The organism is Mesorhizobium sp. LCM 4576, assembly GCF_001854815.1.
Lineage (GTDB): Bacteria > Pseudomonadota > Alphaproteobacteria > Rhizobiales > Rhizobiaceae > Mesorhizobium > Mesorhizobium plurifarium.
In genome coordinates, this window is record NZ_MDDT01000024.1 from 118,922 (window position 1) to 135,629 (window position 16,708).

A 16,708-nucleotide genomic window follows, 5' to 3' on the forward strand; every position below is an offset into this window, starting at 1 on the left:
CGTTACGCGACGATCCTCACCGGCACCGACTTCGCCGCCGGCACGTGTGCTTTGTGAGCCCGATGCCAGAGAGGTATTAAAGGGTTGAGTTCGGGATAATAGCCGGCGCAATTGCCGCTTGGGATGGAGTAGGGTGTAACCCGCAGACCTTCAACCCGCCGTTCGACGCCGTCATCGGCATGCGCCTCGAGAGCGACTTCCTGCCCCGCGCTAAGACCCATGCGGCGGATGTCCTCGTCGTTCATCAGCAGCACCATTCGCGTTCCCAGGATGCCGCGCAGCCTGTCGCGATAACCATAGACCGTCGTGTTGAACTGGTCGTTGGACCRCACGGTGATCAGGGTCAGCACATCCCTGCCGGAAACATCGATGTCCGGATCGGTTTCCAGCGTGGTGGGCAACTTGAAATTCRCCTTCTTGTTCGGCGTCTGCCAGACGCGCTTCGATGCCTTGATGTCGCGATGGAACCCGCCGGGCGTGAGAAAGCGCTTGTTGAAGTCCTTGAAATGCGCCGGGAAGCAGCGCTCGATCTCATCGCGGATGCGGGAATAGTCCGCGACCCAGTCGTCCCAAGGGATCGAGCTCTTGCCGGCGACAGTCGCCTTGGCGAGTTCGGCGACAATGCTCGGCTCCGACATGAGGTGCTCGCTCGGTTTTGGCCGGGACCCGAAGGAGCCATGGATGCAGGCGGTCGAATCTTCCATCGAGACCCATTGYGGTCCGCTGGCCTGAACGTCCTTCTCCAGCCGCGACAGGCATGGCAGCAGATATGTGACTTTCCCGGCGATCAGATGGCTGTGGTTGAGCTTGGTCGCGATCTCGACGTGCAGGTCCAGGTTCCGCCAGGCCTTCTCGACCAGTCCGGTTTCTGGCACGGCCCGCACGAAATTACCGCCGAGTCCGACGAAACCGTGAACCCGCCCGTCGATCACGCCTTCGCACGTCTCGACGGTATCGAGCCCTTTGTCCCGCGGCGGCTCGAAGCCGTAGAAGTCGCGGAATTTATCGAGCGGAACGAGCTCCGGCTTTTCGGAAATGCCGACCGTGCGCTGTCCCTGGACGTTGGAGTGTCCGCGCAAYGGCGATATGCCGGCTCCGGGCTTGCCGATATTGCCGCGCATGAGCAGCAGATTGCATAGCATCTGCACGTTCTCTGTGCCGTGGCGATGCTGGGTGAGACCCATGCCGTAATTGCCGACAACCRCATTGGCCGAACTGTATATTTCAGCGACATGTTCGAGATCGGCTCGCGAGATGCCGGAACGTCGAACGATGTCTTCCCAATCGGTCGCGCGCAGATAGGCTTCGAACTCGGCAAAGCCGGATGTGTGCTCCTCGATGAAAGCGGTATCGAGGATACGTTTTGCGCCACGTTCCCGGGCCGCGTCGTYGAGCGCCAYCACCGCCTTGGCTATTCCGGTCATGGCCGCAATATCCCCGCCAGCCCGGATCTGGAAGAAGTCGCTCGACATCTTCGTCCCCGGACCGGGCGACAGCATCTCGACTGGGTTCTGCGGGTTCTTGAACCTCACCAGGCCGCGCTCCCGCAGTGGATTGAAGGTGATCACCGGAACACCGCGCTGGCGAGCGTCCTCAATGGGATGCAACAGGCGTGGCGCGGTGACACCGGTATTGTGGCCAAAGAAGAACATCATGTCGGATTTGGCGAAGTCCTCCAATTGCACCGTGCCGACGGGAGAGCCGATCGATTCCGGCAGGCCAACAGACGTCGACTCGTGACACATGTTCGAGGAATCGRGCAGGTTCGAAGAGCCGTAGATGCGAGCGAAGAGCTGATACATGAACGAGGCCTCGAGCGAGGCGCGTCCGGACGTGTAGAAAACCACGGACTTCGGGTCGAGGTGCCTGAGCTGAGCGCCTATGTCGCCGAACGCGTCCGGCCAGGCTACAGGCTCGTATTTGTCGGTGGCGCGGTTATAGCGCATCGGCTCCGTCAGGCGTCCTTGTTTCTCAAGATCGTGATCCGGCCAGTCCAGGAGTTCGGTTAGCGTATGGGCGGCAAAGAAGGACGGCTCGCAGCGTCTGCTGGTCTGCTCCCACATGGTTGCCTTTGCGCCGTTCTCGCAGAACTCGAAAGGCCGCGGCTCGGCCGGCTTCGCCCATGAGCAGGAGACGCACATATAGCCGTCCGCCTTGTTCTGCTTGAGCAACGTGCTCCATATGTCGGATAGCAGCAGACCTTGATCCCGAGCTTTGCGGATCAGCGATTTAAGCGAGCCCCATCCGCCGGTCGGATGATTGTATTTCTTGATCTCGACGTGATCGGTAACGGCAGGTTGCATGGCGGTCGTCCAAAAGAGGAAGCAGAGGGAAAACTGCAGYGAGACGCAGTTGTTCCGCCTTGCCGTCAAACGTCCCCAAGCCTTGCGCTAAAGCGACGCCATGCCTGATAGCTCCGCCGTCGCGGCCTCGATCCTCGTCGCCTTGGGCTCGCGCTTGAACGCTTGAACGGATTTTTCCGGAGCGGCACCTTCACGYCGATGACACCTGGAAATCATGTTGCTGACTCCTGCCGGCGCCAGATATCGAGCACCGCGGCAACGATTGCTTCGGGTGCATCTTCCTGAACGAGGTGCTTCGCATTGGGGATGACCGTGAATGACGCGCTTGGAATGCGCCTTGCGAGTTCCTGCCCGTCCTTCAACGGGATGAACTCGTCTTCAGCACCCCACAGGATCGTCACAGGGCAGCGGATCTCGCTATAGCGCCATTCGACCTCTTCGCTATATTTGTCATCCATTTGAGTGATCTGGCGCCAGAATGCCTTTTGCCCCCCATCGCCGAGCCAGGGATCGAGATAGAGCCGCATTTCCCCCTCATCCAACCTGCGCTTGACAGCCGCACCGACATACGCGCGCAGTATGGCTTCGTGCACATAGGCAGGCAGTCGGGTGAACACATCTCGATGCGCCCTCGCCGCCTGCACCAGGGCTGAACCTTGCGGGCTGATCGCGACTGGGTCGATCAATACGAGGCTGCGGTAATTGATGCCGTCAAGCAGGTGAGCGCGCAGCGCCACCGAGCCACCGAAGTCATGCGCCACGATGTCCGACCGCTCGGCGCCCCAATGCTTCACAAGGGTCGCGAACAATCGGTTCTGGGCGCCATGTAGAACATCGGCCTCGGGCTTAGCCGAGCGCCCATAGCCGAGCATGTCGTAGTAGAAGACCCGCCGATGACGCGCGAGCCATGGTGCGATCCGCCGCCACTCGATCGAAGAGAAGGGCGAGCCATGYATGACCACCGCAGGCGGACCTTCGCCAATGACGCCCCACGCGATCGCGTTGCCTTCGAAGTCGAACTGCTCAGGCATCTGCCAATCCATGGCTTTTCTCCTAGTCGGTTTTTTCACCGGGATCGAAATGGTCGCCCTTTCCGGGTCGACCCGGCCTGCGAYCACGAAAGGTAACGAGTGCAGGCAGCGCAGTTTCAAAAGAATGTCTCGACCGCTCCGACGACGTTGTAGTTTTCGTCAACCTCGTAGATCAGGCGCCATTTGTCGAAGGTCGTGCACGGATGTGATGGGCTCAGCGCAACCATGTCGCCGACTTTCAACCCGTGGCCGACCGGCACCTTAACGGTCGTATGCTGATCGTTGATCATCGCAATCTAGTAGGCGCCTRCATCGAGAAGCCGGGAGCAAACTCCTTCTTGTGCGGTCTTCAGGATCACCGGCGGTCCGGCGTCATGGCCGAAGTCCCGCTGACCCGCACCCAAGACAATTCGATCCAGTTCGGGAGTTGAAAGGACGTGACACCAAATCTCCAATGCCGGTTCGAAGGAGAGGTCGCTCATTCGTGCCATGTCGCTGCGTTGCTTCAGATCCTCGAACAGCCGTGCATACAGTCCTGAATCATGTGTTAGATAGCACCCGCTCCGGACCACGACCTGTAGTCGCTTGCTGAGTTCCAGATGGCGCGGCACGTCGGCAACCAGATCGTAAAAAGAACTGCCGCCCGCGCTGAGCATGATCTGATCGCAGGCGTTGAAGAGGCCTTCCGAGTCACAGGCCTGGATCATTTCGACGAGGGCATCAAGGAAGGAGGGTACGGCCGTTTGCCGTTCGTCCTTGGGTTTCGTTTGCAGCACACCCTCGTATCCCTCCAGCCCGACGAGCCATAGGTGAGGAGAACTCGCAYGCGCCGCACGCGCGACATCCAAGGCTGCCTCCACTGTTCGAACGCCGCAGCGGCCGCCGGGAAATCCCCCTTCCACAAGGACCTGCAGCGGTCGGYGGGGTGAGATTTCCTCCGCGCTCCTGCGCAGCCGCTCGACGCCGTCGATCGAGTCGACGAGACAATAGAAATCGAAAGCAGGATCCCGGCCGAGCTCTTGGAGAACAAAGGCGATCTCCTGAGGCCCGACGAGTTCGTTCGCGTAAAAGATGCGCTCGAAGCCACGGCGCCGTGCGGCGCGGACCTGATGAAAGGTCGCAAGACTGATACCCCAGCAGCCGTCGGCAAGCTGCCGCTGGAACAATTGGGGGCTCATCGTTGTCTTGCCGTGAGGGCAAAGAACGATGTTGGGGGCAAAGGCTTGGAGAAAGCGAAGCATCCGCTTGCTGTTATGCTCAAGTGCTTTCTGGCCGAGAGTGCATACGGGAAGCGGAAGGTCGCCGCGCAGCAGATTCCAATTGGCTCGTGCAACGGATGAAAGGTCAGGCCCGTCGTAACCAGGGCCAGGCAACCCCTTCTCCAGGCCCGTCAGCCGCCCCGTCTGCTGCAAGCCGAATGCGGTTACCTCAGCCTCACCCGACATCGCTTGCCGCCGTGCCCGTCAACAATTGTCGAATGGCAGCCAAGACCTCATCGGKTGCCTCCCGCGGAATGAAATGCCCGACGCCCGGCAGGACGCRCCTCTCATACGAGCTAAGAAAGAATCGCTCTTTTCCCTCGGAGGTCTCCGGAAAATTGTCGGCGTCGTCGGCGCCTTGCAACATAACGGTGGGAACTCGGATGGGTGGATTTTCGAGCAGTCGCTTTTCGAGTTCCTCATGCTCTGGCGCGCCTGCGGCCTCACCCCAGCGCTGCAGATAGGCGTGAATGCTGATCGGCGCCCAGTCGCCATTCTCCCAGGATGAGGCCGTGGCCTCAAACTCCGCGTCGTCAAATGTCCAGCCGGGCGACCATGTCTGCCAGAGATAGCGGCAGAGGCGCCGCCTATCCTTGTCTATCGCCTCGCGACCCTGCTTAGTCGCCACCAGCCATTCGTACCAATAGGCCTTCGCCAGATCGTAGGACATGTCGCGGACGGGCTTTGAAGTGGCGTAGCCAGCGGACATCGCGAGGAGCGCCCGCACGCGCTCGGAAAACAGCGCGCCGACGACGTAGCCGGCTCGCGCACCCCAATCATAGCCCACCACGAAAACGTCGCGCAGATCGAGAGCATCGATGAAATCCGCCAAGTCCTGGCCCAGCGCTGCTATAGCGCCGCTTCTCAGAGTCTGCTCCGATCGGAAGGTCGTTGGGGTGGAGCCGCGCGAGTAAGGGGCGAGAATTCGACAATTGAGCTTGRCAAGCTCGGGCACGACCTTATCCCAGCAGCGCACATCGTCCGGCCAGCCATGGACCAAAACGATCGGGTCCCCCTGAGGATTACCCGCCTCTTCATAAGTGAGATTGAGATGCGGCGTTTTGATGTGTTTCGTCATGAGCGTGAAAACAATTCGTCCAGCACGAGTTTCAGAGCTTACTCGGTGGAGTGGCRGAGCACTGCGGCTACTTTGCCAGGCGGCCGTACGTCATCTTGGCCACGCGATTGACTTCGGAGTTCCTCAAATAACGGCCAGGGAAGGTGCCGGTTCCCGGGTAGCCTCAGGACAAGATCCGGCCCCCATCGCGAGTCGGCGGCAATCTTCGGCGCGTGCCTGGCAACAATCGAAGATTTAGCGCACCCGGCGAGATTCGAGCTCACGACCTCTGCCTTCGGAGAATGGATAATGGCTTCCGCCGAAACTATCCATTTCTATCCGACTTCGCGCTATATCGCTGAAATCACAAAACAAATTTGAATTCGATAAGCGTCGACGCTACGACAGGGCGGCCGAAACCTTGCCCTGCCGTGCTTACGCGCGGAATCTTTCAAGGGGGCGTTCGAGCATGGCGAAGCTGACCAAACGAACCGTTGATACCACTGAAATTCGTTCCRCGGACTACGTCATTTGGGACGAGGAGTTGCCCGGTTTCGGGTTGCGCGTCTTCGCTTCGGGGAAGAAAAGCTACGTCGTGCAATACCGTGCCGCAGGCCGGTCGCATCGCTACACGATCGGGCTGCACGGCGTCTGGACTCCTGAGGCGCGAGGCTAAGGTTCTGCTTGGCCAGGTCGCACGAGGCGGCAACCCTGCCCAGGAACGCAAGTTCGATCGCGAAGCGATCACCGTCAAAGGAACTCTGCACCCGCTATCTCGAAGATCTGAGGAACGGTTAGCTTGCAGCAGCACAACTCCCGGTCCCGCATCAGCTCACATCGATAACCATCATCAGCCCGCCGCCGCCCTTCTCCTCGGCATTGTTGTTCGTGGTGTGATGCGGGATGTGACAGTGGATCAGCCATTTGCCGGGACGCCTCGCCGTCCAGACGACATCATATCGCTGGCCCGGCCCGACATTGATCGTATCGGCCTGGAAGCGTGCGGCGGCGGGAATCGTCTCGCCGTCGCGCGCGACCACTTCGAACGGGCCGCCATGGATGTGCATCGGGTGTATGAAGCCGTTGTTGGTGCCGATGAAGCGGACTTTTAGCGTTTCGCCGACCTTCATACGGATCGTGTCGGTCGACGGATAGGCCCTGCCGTTGATGGTGAAGAAGTTCGGCATGCCGCCGTCCATCGGCATCGATGGATAGGTCAGGCCTTCGCGCGCCAGCCATTCCTGCAACTCGATGACATAGTCGTGGTCGGCGGCGACCTCGTCGGCCGGGTTGGCCGGATCGATGATCAGCGCGCCATAGAGGCCGAGTGCCTGGGTGCGGTCGGGCTTGGCGTGCGGATGATAGAAGTAAGTACCGTGCTGGGTGGCGGTGAACTCGTAGGAATAGGTCTGTCCCGGCTCGATCGGCGCCTGGGTTATCTCGGCCGGACCGTCCATCTGGTTGGGTAGGATCAGGCCATGCCAATGCACCGTCGTTGCCTCCGGCAGTCCATTGGTGACGTTGATGCGCACCCGGTCGCCCTGACGGATATGGATGCGCGGGCCCGGAATCTGGCCGTTATAGGCATAGRCATCGACCGCTACGTCCGGCAGGATCTGCCAGCGAACCACCGACGGCCTCAGCTCGAACACCTTCACGCCGTTCTCCATCCGGAACGGCAGGTCTTGGTCCCCCCTGGCCGAAAGGCCATAGGATGCGGTTACGAGGCGCGGATCGGCCGCCGCCATGTCGCGCATGGCGTCGGCCGGCGTGTCACGGTCCATGATCATGCCTTGCGGCATGATCACGCCGCCGACATCGCGGGCCGAGAGGCTGAGGTTCAGCCAGTTCGCAGGCGCCACCATGCCGAGCGCCAAGGCCAGCGCCGACACCGCGCCGAGCGCCACGATTTGCGCTGAGGTCGCGTCCGAGCGCATGTGATGGCCGGCAGCGCGCTGTTCGCCCGGCGGTCCATGGCCCTGCCGGCGATGGCCGTGCTCGCTCGCTCCTGCCGGCTGCAGGCGCTCGGTCATCAGCCCATGCTTGAGGCCGCGCGCGACCAGCCAGACATTGGCGGGATAGGCTAGCACGAAGCCGGCGATGACGCCGAGCGACATCACGCCCCAGAACAGAAGCTCGCTGGGCTCCATGGCGCGCATGTCGCGGCCCATCATCAGGAAGCTCATGACCGGCGCCATGCCGGCCATCATGAAGTTCATGGAGATGAACTCGGGCAGGAAGCTCTTCTTCACATTCTCCCAATAGCTGCCGCCCATCATCGATTTCATGAACAGCGATTGGAAGATGAACAGGCCGAAGGCAAAGCCGGCGAGGTATTCAACGATGAGGTCGAGCCACATCGRCAGGCCGAGCGTGGCGGTGACGACCGCGGCAAGGATGATCCCGGTCGCATCGCCCGCGACGCAGTGGATGGTCGAGCCGACGCCCTGCTTCCAGAGCGGGCTGGTGAAGGCCTCGTGYTGGCCAGGGCGCGGTTCCTTGTCGCCGAGTACATAAAGCAGCAGGCCGAGCGGCCCCATATAGAGCGTCACCAGGATGAAGCCCCATTTCATCACCACCGGCTCGGGATTGTTGCGGTACTGGTCGAAGCCGACATAGAGCGTCGAACCCGCCGCCAGCACAAACCAGGCAACGAGGAAATAGTCGATCGGTTGGATGAGCATCCGGCTTTCTCGCGCTGGTCGATGAAACGGGTGGTTGTACCAGCCCTGCGGATGAACGCGCCGGCGGTCATTACGATCCGCAAGCCGGAAATTCCGGTCCGGCTAGCGGACAAATCCGGACGACCGCTGGCCAAGCCTCCACTACAAAGAGGCCATCTTCGGCCCTCCCTCCGCCAAGAGACGACCAAGAGGCCAAGGACTAGGGGAACGCTTTAGCCCGCCACACCGTTAGGATGATGGCGCTTGTGGACGACATTCAAACGGTGTGGCAACGCGTCCGACTGGGCGAGCGGCACATTGCCGAGCGACGACGGCGCATCATTGAGTTGCAGCTTCTTCACATTTCGACCGAGCTAGTGTGCGATTTTCTGGACCTGCTCGAACGCACCCAGGAGTTGCACCACAAGCATTTTGGAGCGACTGCTGGAAAAGGCATCGCAAACGAAAGCTGCCTAAGCGCGCGCCATCTTGGCAGTGCAGGATGATGAGTAGCCGGCCCGCTTATCATGGTGACACAGGATTTGAGGGCCGGACTACCCAGCAAGGCCAGGTTTATCCCGACCCACCCTTTCAAGCTCTATCGATATCTGATCAGGGTCGATCATGCCGCGCCTGAAAAGGTTCATCACCTTGACAGCTATCTGTTCGCGCTCGTCCGAGCGCGCGATCTTATGCTTTGTGCAGTAATCGCTCACAGCCTTGGAAAGGATTGCGACCTCTGCGGGTTCCGCTACACCGTGCCCTAACATTCCAGCCTCTGYTCGGAACGGGACGACCTTAAGACGATACACCCAAAAAAAGTCAGCTTCGAGTCAATTTGCTCGGATCGAGGGCCAAGGCAGGGGGACGGAGCCGGACGACTGCTGCCCGGTAGGACAAGCGCCACGCTGTGGTGAACCGCACCCCCACACAGCCGTCCAGCGCCACCCAACCCCAGCACAAGGTTGCAGTTTAGATGGCCGCCTTGCGATCCCAGCCAACGGTACCATCGACCTTGAACAAGGAACTGTTGGCCCTGCTGCGCGGAGCTCCCGGAGCTGATGCGTTTTCGGACAAAGGAACGTCGGCCGGCGATCTCGCGGCCGCCGCCCGCGTGCTGCTCGACGAGATCGCCGCGGCCGTCTCTTCCGGAAAGCGCTGGCATCGCCACACGATGTTTCCGACGTGCCAGCTGAACCGATCCGCCGACAAATGGCGGATCTTCGTCGAGATCGAAGGCGAAGGCTCGATGTATGGCCGCGCTACAGTGGTTGGTCCAGACCTCGCCCGCGCCCCACAGTCTTGGTCAGCAGCGCCGCCGCCTGGGTTCCGGCCAAGCCAATGTCTCGGATGCTGCTCATGTGATTGGCCGCAACAAGGTTGGTTTGGGAAGCGCTTAGTCCTTGCTGTTTTAGACTATCTGTGAAGGTCGCGGCCCCGTGATGGAATGGCAGAGTTTCGTCGGCCCCGACCGCGACCTCGACCAGCACAGAGGGATCGAAGCGATGATTGATTGGTGAGTATCGCCTAACCTCTTCGTCGGTAATCGCGATCTCATTGGCGAGAAACGAAGTCTGTAACGGCTTCAAATCGTAAATACCGCCCAACAGGAGCGCGCCTTTGATGCCCGATGGCCGGCTGTCGTCGTCGAAGAGCATCGTCGCGAGATGCGCGCCGGCCGAATGGCCGCTAACGGTCAACTTGCCGGGGTCGCCGCCGTGGCTCGCGATGTGTTCATCAACCCATCGCCTGGYGCGGCGAACTTGGTCGACGATAGTTGCCATCCTCACCGCCGGCATCAGCGCGTAGCCCAGCAGGACCGCAATCGCCCCTGCGTTGGTTACAGTCTCGGCGACATAGGAATAGTCGCTTTTCGAGAACATGCGCCAGTAACCGCCGTGAATGAAGATATGCACCGGCAGCCGATCGCGTCCGCCTTCCGGGAAAAACAAGTCAAGGGTTTCGCTGCGGTCGGCTCCATAAGCCACATCGGCGACCATCGGGATTTTCGCCCTCGTCTCCGCGCTTCTGCGGCGGATCTCGTCCACTATGTCGTCGAACTCGGGGACGTGGTCGCGGGTGCGGAATGGATCTTTTGCCAACTCACTCATCAGATCGTCACGGCGATGTATTTCGCTTCCATGAACTCGGCTATGCCGTGCTTCTGGCCGCCCTCGCGCCCGAGCCCGCTCTGCTTGACCCCGCCGAACGGCGCGGCAGGGTCGGACATCAGACCGCGGTTGAGCGCAATCATGCCGGACTCGATCTTCGATGCCATGCGCATGCCCTTCGCGAGGTCGCGGGTGTAGATATAGGCGGCAAGGCCATACTCGGTATCGTTCGCCTTTGCGATGACCTCGGCCTCTTCTTCGAAGCGGCTCACCGGTGCCACGGGGCCGAATATCTCCTCGTGAGCCATGGCAGCGTCGGCCGGCACGTCGCTCAACACCGTTGGCGGGTAGAAAAATCCCCTGCCTTCAGCGATCGTGCCGCCGCACAGGATCTTCGCGCCACGGGCAACCGCGTCCTGAACCAGCCGGTCGATCTTGTCCACAGCCTTTCTGGTAATCATCGGCCCGCATTCGGTCTCCGTGTCAGTGCCCGGGCCGACGGTCAGCGCCGCCATGCGCTTGCGCAGGCCTTCGACGAACGCATCATGAATGCCTGCCTGCGCGTAGAGCCTGTTCGCCGCCGTGCAGGCTTCGCCGGYGTTGCGCATCTTGGCGATCATCGCGCCGTCGAGCGCCGCCTCAAGATGGGCATCGTCGAGCACGATGAACGGCGCGTTGCCGCCAAGTTCCATCGAGCAGGAAATGACGTGTTTCGCCGCCTCGGCGAGAAGCGTGCGACCAACGCCGGTCGAGCCGGTGAAGGACAACTTCCGCACTCGCGGATCGGCCAGCATGGCTGCTGTTACCGGCCCCGGGTTCGAGGTGGTGATGACGTTGACGACGCCGGGCGGCACGCCGGCTTCCTCATAGAGGGCGGCAAGCGCATAGGCTGTCAGCGGCGTTTCGCTGGCCGGCTTCAGAATGACGGTGCACCCCGCGGCAAGCGCCGGCGCGATCTTGCGCGTGGCCATCGCCGCCGGGAAATTCCACGGCGTTATCAGAACGCAAATGCCGATGGGCTGGTAGTCGACCACGATCCGGTTCGTGCCCGACGGGGCAAGGCCGAACTCGCCGCTGATGCGAACCGCTTCCTCCGCGTTCCAACGGAAGAACTCGGCCGCGTAGGYGACTTCGCCGCGCGCGTCGCGCAGGGCCTTGCCGTTCTCCAGCGAAATCAACGCGGCCAAGGTCTCGGCACGTTCGCTCATCAGCTCGAAGCAGCGCCTCAGGATCTCCGATCGCTTGCGTGGCGGTGTTTCACGCCAGCCCGATGCTGCCGCTGCGGCCGCCTCCACCGCCGCCGCGGCGTCTGCGAGCGTCGCGTCCGGAACCGCGGCGATCACAGCCTCCGTCGATGGGTCGACCACTTCGATGACGCGGCCGTCGGAGGAGGGTCGCCACTTCCCGCCGATGTAAAGGCCTTGCGAGAACGGGATGTATTCGGACATGTCGGAATCCTGATCGACTGTTAGGTGGGAAACGTTCACTGGAATCGGGCTCCTTCCTCACATCGTCGCGACCGACATGTCGCCGCTATGAGCAGCCCTGACCAGGCGCTGCATCGCGGGCAGGTCGAAGGAGCGGGGATTGTTCTTGATCAGCCGGTCGATGCCGAGCGCCTGTTCAGCGGTCCAGTCGATCTTGTCTTCGGGAAGACCGAGGTCAGCCAGCGTTCGCGTGATGCCGATGGCGTTGAACAGTCGCGCGACTTCCGCGATCGTGGCATCGGCCAGCTGATCGGCATCGCGGTCATGGCGCGGCAGGCCAAGCGCAATGCCGATTTCCGCGATCTCGGAGGTTGCCGCGGGCAGATTGTAGCGCATCACATAGGGAAGCATCGTCGCGACGCCCAGACCATGCGGCGTGTGGGTGAGCGCGCCGACCGGATACTGCACGGCATGCGCGGCCGCCGTTCCCGCTGTGCCGAAGGCGCAGCCGGCGGCCAACGCTCCCATCATGACATCCGCGCGTGCGTCCTCGTTCGACCCGTCGCGATATGCTGCTTCGAGGCTGCGGCCCAGGAGCCTGATCGCCAGAAGGGCGAAATGATCGGTCAGCGCGCTCTTGCCGACGAAAACATGGCGTTGCGGCAGATCGGCATCCGCACCGCGTTTTGCGGCGGTGAAAGCTTCGATCGCATGGGTCAGCGCGTCGGCGCCGGCGATGGCGGTCAGTGATGGGGGACAACTCGCTGTCAGGTCCGGGTCGCAGAGCGCAACCGCGGCGATGAGATGCGGGCTGGAGATGCCGACCTTGAGCGTCCGCTCCGGATCCGAGATCACCGCTACGGGAGTGACTTCGGAGCCGGTGCCGGCCGTGGTCGGCACCGCGATAAGGGGAAGGGTAGGGCCCGGCACCCTGAACTCGCCATAGTAATCCTGGAGCTTGCCGCCATGGCTGATGAGCAGCCCGGCGCATTTGGCCATATCGAGGCAACTGCCGCCGCCAACGCCGATCACCATGTCCGGCCTGAATCCCTTCGTCTCGGCGATGCACGCGCCGACGCTGTCGCGCGGCAYGTCCGGCAAGGTGCGATCATAGACGAGCGTGTCGATCCCGGCAGCCTTCAGCCCATCGAGCATCTCGATGAACTCAGGCGTGCCGGCGAGCCGTTCGTCGGTGCAGATGGACGCGCRCCGGCCATATCGGCCGGCAATGGCGGGCAGCGCATGGCGCTGACCTTTGCCGAAGAGAATTTCGCGCGGCAGGCGCGCGGCTGCAAAAAGGGTCATGGACTGAGATCTTTCGAAAGAGACTGATGGAAAAGTGTCGTGTTCATCGGTGGGCCGTCTTCAGTTCGGAGGCCGGTGCTTTGTCGGCTTTGGTGCCCGCGTCGTTGAATGCGGGCGACAGGGTTTCTAGCCCATCCGTTCGTATCCTCTATAAAATCGTATAGGATATCCTATTGAATTGGCCGGAGCATCATGTTAGGGCTTGCTCCTGTCAAGAGGTAACCGATGGAAAATCCCGACCTGACGGTTGAAACCGAAGCCCGCTCGAGCGGCCGCATCCAGCGCGCCAACAGCTTGGCGGGCGATGTCTACGAAGCAATCTTCGCGCAATTGATGTCGCTGAAGATTCCGCCGGGATCACGCATTACCGTCGATAATCTTGTCAGGGAATTCGACGTCTCGCACACGCCTATCCGCGAAGCGCTCGGGCGGCTGGAAGGCGAGGGCTTGGTCGTGAAGACCCATTTRATCGGCTATCGCGCGGCCCCGCAAATCACGCGACGCCGGTTCGATGAGCTTTATGAGCTTCGCCTTCTGTTGGAGCCCGCTGCCGCCGCCAAGGCTACGGCGGCACTGGATGAAGAGCGCCTCGCGGTCTTGCAGGAAGCGGCGGGCGTCATGGCCCGGCGGGTGGGGAAGGACGAGCGCCTGCGCTATTCCAACTTCGCGCGGCAGGACGCGATCTTTCACGACAAGATCATGGAGCTCGCGCAGAACGAGCTCATTCGCGAGACGCTGAACCATCAGCATACCCACTTCCATATCTTCCGCCTGATGTACCACTCGCGGGTCACTGAAGAAGCCTTGGATGAGCACGAGGCGATCCTCGCCGCATTCGCCRCCGGCGACGCGAGCGGCGCAGCGGACGCGATGCGCGTTCACATCGAGAATTCGCGGGACCGGCTCCTGCCTGCCTTCGAGTGACGCGTCCCATGTCCATCGCCGCCCGCATCGACACAGATCGCTTTGCCGCGCCAAGCGACGCGYTGCCGGTCGCACCTGTTCTGCGCGCCGAAGGCGTGTCCAAGCAGTACGGCACCGTCACCGTGTTGTCGGACGTCACGCTCGATATCCTGCCCGGCGAGATCCATGCGGTCATCGGCGAGAACGGGGCCGGYAAGTCGACGTTCATGCGGCTGCTTTCMGGCTACATCGAGCCGACGCAAGGCGCGTTGTCCATGGCCGGACAGCGGGTGCGCTTCACCAGGCCGGACCAGGCTCAAGCTGCCGGCATTGCGCTGGTTCATCAGGAGATCCTGCTGGCGGAAGCGCTGACCGTCACCGACAACCTTTTTCTCGGCCGTGAGCTCACCAAGGGCGGCATGGTCGACGATGCCCGAATGCGCCGGCTCGCTGCGGCAAAGCTCGCCGAGCTGGGCTGCGAGGTCCCGGCGACGGCTCTCGTGCGCGACATTTCGCTGGCCGATCGCCAGATGGTGCAGATAGCCCGCGCGCTGCTCGACGAGCATCGTGTGGTCATCTTCGACGAGCCGACAGCCGTGCTGACGGGCGGCGAGGTCGAGCGCCTGCTCGCCATCATCTTCGAGCTCAAGGCGCGGGGCATCGCCGTCCTTTACATCAGCCACCGGCTCGACGAGGTGCAGCGGCTCGCCGACAAGGTGACCGTGCTGCGCGATGGCAAGATGGTCGGCACCTATCCGGGCCACACGCTGAGCCAGATCGACATGGCGCGGCTCATGGTGGGGCGCGAGCTTGCCGCCCTTTACCCTCAAAAGCAGGCGACGCGGACAAATCAGCCAATGCTGAGCGTRCTGAATGCGATGGTTCCGGGATTTGTCCGGGATGTGTCCTTCAGCGCGCACAAAGGGGAGATTCTGGGCTTCGCCGGGATGATCGGCGCCGGACGGACGGAGCTGTTCGAAGGGATCCTGGGACTTCGACCSGGAACCGCCACGGTGGAGCTCAACGGCGCTCCGATACGAATACGCTCCCAGCGCGAAGCGTTGGACGCCGGCATCGCCTATCTGACCGAGGATCGCAAGGGCAAGGGACTGCTGCTGCAGGAGCGGCTTGGCCCGAACCTCACCCTGTCGGCACTCGCCAGCTTCCATCCCGGCCTCGTCGTGAAACGGGCCCGCGAGGCCGAGGCCCTGGGGCAGGCGGTCTCCACCTACGACATCCGGCTGAAGAGCCTCGGCGCGCGCGCCGGACAACTCTCCGGTGGCAACCAGCAGAAGCTTCTGCTCGCCAAGGTTCTTCTGACCGACCCGTCCGTCGTCATCATCGACGAGCCGACCCGTGGCATCGACATCGCCAACAAGGCGCAGATCTACGGCTTCATCCAGGACCTCGTCAGACAGGGCAAAGCCTGCATCGTAATATCCTCGGAAATGCAGGAACTGGTGGGTATCTGCGACCGCATCATCGTCATGCGAGAGGGCAGGATCAGCGGCGAAGTCTCGGGCGAAACGATGACCGAGAGCCAGATAGCGCTGCTCGCGACCAGCGAGCGAGCGCACGTCCCCCAGGGAGGAATAAAGTGACAGCGCTTACCCAGTCCGTGCCRGCGCGACACGAGCGGCGGTACCAGTTCTCTTGGGCTGATGCAGGGCCGTTCCTTGCTCTTGCGGCGCTGCTTGCGCTGGGCTTCCTGGTCAATCCCGACTTCCTCTCCGCGACAAACCTCAGCAACGTGATCACGCGCAGCGCCTATGTCGCCATTATCGCGGTCGGGGCCACGTTCGTGATCTCGTCGGGCGGCCTGGACTTGTCCGTGGGCTCGATGGTTGCCTTCATTGCCGGCATCACCATCATGTTCATGAACATGATGGCGCCAAGCCTCGGCCTCTGGGCCATTCCGGCGGGTATGGCGATCGCGGTCGTGACGGGGCTGCTTTGCGGCCTGGCAAATGGCGTCATCGTCACCGTGGGCAAGATAGAGCCGTTCATCGCCACGCTCGGCACGATGGRCATCTTCCGGGCGCTGATCACCTACATGACCAATGGCGGCACCATCCCGATCGACAGGTCGCTGCGCGAGGCATACCGGCCAGTTTATTTCGGAACTCTGGGCGGGATTCCAATCCCCATCCTGATTTCCGCAATCGTCGCGGTGCTCGGCGCCTTCGTTCTCTACAAGACCAAATACGGCCGCAAGTGCGCCGCCGTGGGCGCAAACGAGGACGTGGCTCGCTACTCCGGCATTTCGGTGATCAAGACGCGCACCGTCGCCTATGTCATCCAAGGGGTATGCGTCGCCGTTGCGGCCATCTGCTACGTGCCGCGGCTTGGCGCCGCCACGCCCACGACGGGGCAGCTTTGGGAGCTGCAGGTCATCACTGCGGTCGTCATCGGCGGAACCGCGCTTCGCGGCGGCAAGGGGCGGATCTGGGGGACGATTGCCGGTGCGGTGATCCTCGAGCTGATCGCCAACCTGATGGTGCTGTCAGACTTCGTCTCCGAATACCTCGTCGCCGCGGTTCAGGGCGTCATCATCATCATCGCCATGCTCGTGCAGCGCTTCTCCAAATAACCCGTCTCGGGACCGGGCGGGTGCCTGTGTTCGATTGGTCCACATCTCTGGGAGGTTGT

The 16,708-nt window shown here is 62.0% G+C and carries 13 protein-coding genes and 1 pseudogene; 5 read left to right on the forward strand and 9 right to left on the reverse strand.

Annotation, left to right across the window (positions count from 1 at the left end; translation table 11 throughout):
• Positions 1–2 precede the first annotated feature (2 nt).
• From LCM4576_RS13655 to LCM4576_RS13670, 5 genes are all read right to left on the reverse strand, one after another.
• A complete protein-coding gene (locus tag LCM4576_RS13655; protein WP_071032555.1) occupies positions 3–2,303 on the reverse strand; it encodes an FdhF/YdeP family oxidoreductase in 2,301 nt (766 codons plus the stop codon).
• Between the two features lie 212 nt (positions 2,304–2,515).
• Entirely contained in the window at positions 2,516–3,346 is an 831-nt protein-coding gene (locus LCM4576_RS13660) for an alpha/beta fold hydrolase (protein WP_071032556.1), read from the reverse strand.
• Positions 3,347–3,450: 104 nt separating this feature from the next.
• A complete protein-coding gene (locus LCM4576_RS34795) occupies positions 3,451–3,624 on the reverse strand; it encodes a hypothetical protein (RefSeq protein WP_083354652.1) in 174 nt (57 codons plus the stop codon).
• A 6-nt stretch (positions 3,625–3,630) separates the two neighbouring features.
• A complete protein-coding gene (locus tag LCM4576_RS13665; RefSeq protein WP_083361396.1) occupies positions 3,631–4,779 on the reverse strand; it encodes a hypothetical protein in 1,149 nt (382 codons plus the stop codon).
• Entirely contained in the window at positions 4,769–5,671 is a 903-nt protein-coding gene (locus tag LCM4576_RS13670) for an alpha/beta fold hydrolase (protein WP_071032557.1), read from the reverse strand. Before LCM4576_RS13670 ends, LCM4576_RS13665 begins: the two co-directional genes overlap by 11 nt.
• 448 nt (positions 5,672–6,119) lie before the next feature.
• Here LCM4576_RS13670 and LCM4576_RS34800 point away from each other — a divergent pair.
• A pseudogene (locus tag LCM4576_RS34800) lies at positions 6,120–6,445 on the forward strand (Arm DNA-binding domain-containing protein); the annotation flags it as partial.
• 32 nt (positions 6,446–6,477) lie between these two features.
• On the opposite strand, the gene LCM4576_RS13680 reads toward LCM4576_RS34800, so the two are convergent.
• Positions 6,478–8,334: a DUF4396 domain-containing protein gene (locus LCM4576_RS13680; protein ID WP_071032559.1), complete on the reverse strand. Its 1,857-nt coding sequence runs from the start codon at positions 8,332–8,334 to the stop codon at positions 6,478–6,480.
• Positions 8,335–8,579: 245 nt separating this feature from the next.
• Between LCM4576_RS13680 and LCM4576_RS13685 the strand changes: the two genes are divergently transcribed.
• Positions 8,580–8,819 carry a hypothetical protein gene (locus LCM4576_RS13685; RefSeq protein WP_131803250.1) on the forward strand — a complete coding sequence of 80 codons (240 nt, stop codon included), beginning with the start codon at positions 8,580–8,582 and terminating at the stop codon, positions 8,817–8,819.
• 756 nt (positions 8,820–9,575) lie between these two features.
• Here the strand turns inward: LCM4576_RS13685 and LCM4576_RS13700 are convergent.
• Genes LCM4576_RS13700 through LCM4576_RS13710 form a run of 3 tightly spaced genes read right to left on the reverse strand, consistent with a single transcriptional unit; the run spans position 9,576 to position 13,156 of the window.
• On the reverse strand, positions 9,576–10,424 hold the full coding sequence (locus LCM4576_RS13700; RefSeq protein ID WP_071032563.1) for an alpha/beta hydrolase: 849 nt from the start codon (positions 10,422–10,424) through the stop codon (positions 9,576–9,578).
• A complete protein-coding gene (locus tag LCM4576_RS13705) occupies positions 10,424–11,872 on the reverse strand; it encodes an NAD-dependent succinate-semialdehyde dehydrogenase (RefSeq protein ID WP_071032564.1) in 1,449 nt (482 codons plus the stop codon). The genes LCM4576_RS13700 and LCM4576_RS13705 overlap by 1 nt, the downstream gene beginning before the upstream one ends.
• 57 nt (positions 11,873–11,929) lie before the next feature.
• Complete coding sequence (locus tag LCM4576_RS13710; protein WP_071032565.1) at positions 11,930–13,156, reverse strand: iron-containing alcohol dehydrogenase; 1,227 nt, start codon at positions 13,154–13,156, stop codon at positions 11,930–11,932.
• A 225-nt stretch (positions 13,157–13,381) separates the two neighbouring features.
• Here LCM4576_RS13710 and LCM4576_RS13715 point away from each other — a divergent pair, with 225 nt between their 5' ends.
• Genes LCM4576_RS13715 through LCM4576_RS13725 form a run of 3 tightly spaced genes read left to right on the forward strand, consistent with a single transcriptional unit; the run spans position 13,382 to position 16,649 of the window.
• A complete protein-coding gene (locus tag LCM4576_RS13715) occupies positions 13,382–14,080 on the forward strand; it encodes a GntR family transcriptional regulator (RefSeq protein ID WP_071032566.1) in 699 nt (232 codons plus the stop codon).
• A gap of 8 nt (positions 14,081–14,088) precedes the next feature.
• On the forward strand, positions 14,089–15,660 hold the full coding sequence (locus tag LCM4576_RS13720; RefSeq protein ID WP_071032567.1) for a sugar ABC transporter ATP-binding protein: 1,572 nt from the start codon (positions 14,089–14,091) through the stop codon (positions 15,658–15,660).
• A complete protein-coding gene (locus LCM4576_RS13725) occupies positions 15,657–16,649 on the forward strand; it encodes an ABC transporter permease (protein WP_071032568.1) in 993 nt (330 codons plus the stop codon). Before LCM4576_RS13720 ends, LCM4576_RS13725 begins: the two co-directional genes overlap by 4 nt.
• Positions 16,650–16,708 lie beyond the last annotated feature (59 nt).